The organism is Vibrio sp. V42_P2S4T144 (assembly GCF_009904715.1).
Taxonomy (GTDB): domain Bacteria; phylum Pseudomonadota; class Gammaproteobacteria; order Enterobacterales; family Vibrionaceae; genus Vibrio; species Vibrio alginolyticus.
On the sequence record NZ_WXWS01000259.1, the window covers coordinates 1 to 4,437 of the forward strand.

General features: G+C 45.4%; 3 protein-coding genes and 1 pseudogene. 3 read left to right on the forward strand and 1 reads right to left on the reverse strand.

Annotated features, from left to right (window positions below):
- The first annotated feature begins 125 nt into the window (after positions 1 to 125).
- Positions 126 to 1,384, forward strand: a pseudogene (locus CAG68_RS09040) (uracil-xanthine permease family protein).
- A 116-nt stretch (positions 1,385 to 1,500) separates the two neighbouring features.
- On the opposite strand, the gene upp reads toward CAG68_RS09040, so the two are convergent.
- Entirely contained in the window at positions 1,501 to 2,127 is a 627-nt protein-coding gene (upp, locus tag CAG68_RS09045) for a uracil phosphoribosyltransferase (RefSeq protein ID WP_005380401.1), read from the reverse strand.
- Positions 2,128 to 2,306: 179 nt separating this feature from the next.
- Here upp and purM point away from each other — a divergent pair, with 179 nt between their 5' ends.
- Together purM and purN are read left to right on the forward strand one after the other, a co-directional pair.
- On the forward strand, positions 2,307 to 3,347 hold the full coding sequence (gene purM / locus CAG68_RS09050; protein WP_005389861.1) for a phosphoribosylformylglycinamidine cyclo-ligase: 1,041 nt from the start codon (positions 2,307 to 2,309) through the stop codon (positions 3,345 to 3,347).
- Positions 3,348 to 3,498: 151 nt separating this feature from the next.
- Positions 3,499 to 4,155 (forward strand): phosphoribosylglycinamide formyltransferase, encoded by a 657-nt coding sequence (gene purN, locus CAG68_RS09055; protein ID WP_005394347.1) that lies wholly within the window; start codon positions 3,499 to 3,501, stop codon positions 4,153 to 4,155.
- Positions 4,156 to 4,437: the final 282 nt, after the last annotated feature.

The following is a 4,437-nucleotide window of genomic DNA, read 5'->3' on the forward strand; positions in this document are numbered from 1 at the left end:
ACTCTCAAAAGTGCTATTTATGGGAAAAATTCAATCGAAAGTTTGATCTATGCAACATTGCAAACGATTGCAGGATGATAGTATTCGCCGGATTTGTCTGCGTATCTTGAAAATAGGGAATTATTATGAAAAACGCGTTACAAGGCGCTCAAATGCTCTTTGTCGCTTTTGGTGCTTTGGTGCTTGTGCCGCTCCTAACTGGCCTTGATCCAAACGTAGCCCTCTTTGGTGCCGGTGTCGGTACTCTCCTCTTCCAGTTAATGACTAAACGTTCTGTTCCCATCTTCCTTGCCTCTTCTTTTGCGTTTATTGCTCCTATTATGTTCGGTATCCAAACTTGGGGTATCGGTGCAACGATGGGCGGCTTGATGGCAGCGGGCTTAGTTTATGTGGCTCTAGGGGCGATGATCAAAGTGCGTGGTGTGGTGTTGGATTTATCCATAAAATTCTCCCGCCCGTTGTCGTTGGCCCTGTGATCATGGTTATCGGCCTTGGCCTTGCCCCAACGGCAGTGAACATGGCGGTAGGTAAAACTGGTGATGGAGCTGCACAGCTAGTTAATGGTGATGCTGCGATCATTATCTCGGCGGTCTCACTGCTCACAACCATTGTACTCAGCGTTTTTGCAAAAGGCTTTTTGAAGCTCGTTCCTATTGTTGGTGGTATTCTTGCTGGTTACTCTGTTTCTCTATTCTACGGTGTGGTTGATTTCACTCCCGTAGAGCAAGCGGCTTGGCTAGCCATGCCAAACTTCACCGCGCCAGAGTTCAATATCAACGCAATTTTGTTCATGATTCCTGTCGCTATCGCACCTGCGGTTGAGCACGTAGGTGACATGCTTGCTATCTCAAACGTTACAGGAAAAAACTACCTGAAAAAACCAGGCCTTCACCGCACAATCGCAGGTGACGGGGTGGCAACTATCGCAGCTTCGATGGTGGGTGCTCCACCAAACACCACTTACAGTGAAGTAACAGGAGCGGTAATGCTAACCAAAGCATTTAACCCTGTGATCATGACTTGGGCAGCAATCACCGCAATCGTACTTGCATTGGTAGGTAAGCTAGGTGCGGTTCTTCAAACGATTCCAGTTCCTGTTATGGGCGGCATCATGATTCTGCTGTTCGGCTCCATCGCAACGGTAGGCCTCAACACACTGATCAAGAATAACGTTGATTTACATAAGTCTCGTAACCTAGTGATTGTTGCCGTAACACTTGTGTTTGGCATTGGTGGTATGGCTTTCGGTATTGGTGAGTTCAGTCTACAAGGTGTGAGCCTATGCGGTATCGTGGCAATTATTCTTAACCTTGTGCTACCAAACGATTTAGGTGAAAACCACGTTGTGGATAACGCACAAATGGAAGAAGAAAGCGCGAAATAGTTCGTTTGCGCCGCTTTATTAGTTGGCGTGTCTTACTCTTCTCCTCTTGTAGATACAAAAAAGGCTTGGTTTTCACCAAGCCTTTTTCTGTTCAGTCATAGTAATACATCAAAGAATTACTTAGTACCGAAGATCTTATCACCTGCATCGCCTAGACCCGGAACGATGTAGCCTTTGTCATTAAGCTTCTCATCGATTGCCGCAGTGTATAGCTCAACATCTGGGTGTGCTTTTTCTAGCGCTTCAATACCTTCTGGTGCAGCAACAAGTACCAGCACTTTGATTTGGTTACAACCTTTCTCTTTTAGGAGATCGATCGTAGCAATCATAGAACCACCTGTTGCAAGCATTGGGTCAACAACAAGCGCAATACGCTCCTCGATGTTTGAAGCAAGCTTGTTGAAGTAAGGAACTGGCTCAAGCGTTTCTTCATCACGGTAAATACCCACAACACTGATACGTGCGCTTGGCATGTGCTCAAGAACTCCATCCATCATGCCTAGACCTGCACGTAGGATTGGCACTACGGTTACTTTTTTACCTTTAATCTGGTCTACTTCTACCGGACCGTTCCAACCATCAATGGTCACTTTTTCTGTTTCAAAGTCTGACGTTGCTTCGTAAGTAAGTAGGCTACCGACCTCAGTCGCTAACTCACGAAAACGTTTTGTGCTGATGTCACCTTCTCTCATTAGACCAATTTTATGTTTTACTAGAGGGTGCTTTACTTCAACAACTTTCATGTCCATCTCCGGCTATAGTTGGCAATATTTAAACAAACCTTCAGATTATACATGATTTTCACAGGGATATCAGGATAAATCACTAAAGAAAAAAACAGACGCAAACGTTTGCTATCTATGTTTAAGCACTGTTAGAATAGCGCCGTTTTCATATCCAACTTAATACCGAGGACTTCCCTGTGAGTGGTAACAACTCTTCTCTTAGCTATAAAGACGCTGGTGTAGATATTGATGCAGGCAACGCGCTTGTGGATCGTATTAAGGGTGCGGTAAAACGTACTCGTCGCCCTGAAGTTATGGGTGGTATCGGTGGTTTTGGCGCGCTATGCGAATTGCCAACTAAATACAAACAACCTGTACTGGTTTCTGGTACTGATGGCGTTGGCACAAAACTTCGCCTAGCACTGGATATGAACAAGCACGACACGATTGGCATCGACCTAGTGGCAATGTGTGTAAATGATCTTATCGTGCAAGGCGCAGAGCCACTGTTTTTCCTAGATTACTACGCAACAGGCAAACTAGACGTTGATACCGCAGCGGATGTTGTTTCAGGTATCGCAGAAGGGTGTGTTCAAGCAGGTTGTGCCCTAATTGGTGGCGAAACTGCGGAGATGCCTGGCATGTATGAAGGCGAAGACTACGACGTAGCTGGTTTCTGTGTTGGCGTAGTAGAAAAAGAAGACGTGATTGACGGCACGAAAGTCGCTGCTGGTGATGCACTTATCGCTGTTGGTTCAAGCGGCCCACACTCAAACGGTTACTCCCTTATCCGTAAGATCCTAGAAGTATCTGGTGCAGATAAGAGCGAAGAGCTAGCAGGCCGCACTATTGGTGAGCACCTACTAGAACCAACAAAAATTTACATCAAGTCAGCACTTAAGATGATTGAGAAACACGACATCCATGCGATTTCTCATATCACTGGTGGTGGTTTCTGGGAAAACATCCCACGCGTACTGCCTGAAGGCACGAAAGCAGTTATCGATGGTAACAGTTGGGAATGGCCAGTTATCTTCAAGTGGCTACAAGAGAAAGGCAACGTCGACACACACGAAATGTACCGCACATTCAACTGTGGTGTAGGTCTAATCGTCGCACTACCGAAAGACCAGGCAGATGCAGCAGTTGCTCTTCTTAAAGAAGAAGGCGAAAACGCGTGGGTGATTGGTCAAATCGCACAAGCAGACGCGAACGAAGAGCAAGTTGAAATCCAATAATTTGCAAATCGAGCTCAAAAGATAAGAAGAATGAGGACACTAGATGACTAGGTCCTCATTTTGCTATCTAGAACACTAAAAACCATTCTATTAGTAGGTAGTTTAGAAACTACATAACTCCAACCTACAATACCAAGGCGCTCTCGACATCATGAAAAACCATACCCTAAAAAACATTGTGGTCCTCATCTCGGGTAACGGAAGTAACCTGCAAGCTATCTTGGAAGCTTGCGAAGACAGCATGCCAAACGCACGAGTGGCAGCCGTGTTCTCTAACAAAGCAGATGCTTTTGGTTTAGAACGTGCAAAAAAGTTTGATGTGGACGGTCACTTTGTCGACCCTAAAGCATTCAGCTCGCGTGAAAGCTTTGATGCAGAGCTAATGAGTCAAATAGATGAATACCAACCAGACGTGATTATTCTTGCTGGTTACATGCGCATTCTGAGCAGCGCATTTGTTTCTCATTACATGGGTAAGATGATCAATATCCACCCTTCTCTTCTACCAAAATATCCTGGGCTACACACACACCAGAGAGCAATTGATGCTGGCGATAAAGAACATGGTACGAGTGTGCACTTTGTAACGGAAGAGCTTGATGGTGGCCCTGTCATACTGCAAGCAAAAGTTCCTGTGTTCGAAGACGATGATGCTAGTGTACTTGCGGCACGTGTTCAGGCGCAGGAGCACCGAATCTACCCTATGGTGGCTAAGTGGCTGGTAGACGAGCGGTTGATCATGAAGGATGGTAAAGCCTATTTAGATGGCGCAGAGCTTGGCGTACATGGGTACGCCTCAGATGAGTAGCCCTGAATAATAAACTCCAAGCACAAAAGAGCAGCCTGAGGGCTGCTCTTGGTTGTTTTAATACTTATAAACTTGATTCAAGAAAACCATGGTGAGACTAGAAACCTAAAACCCAACATTCTAAAAAATCCCATAACCACTTGAGTAACATAACACTCGGAAAGTAGATTCTGAATCTGGTTCGTTCTTCACCGTTCAGACTGACGAGGTGTTTTATGAGAAATTTCTATCAGTTACGTCTTTACAGCAAGCCTTAGCGAGACTAGGACTCTACTACCAGCA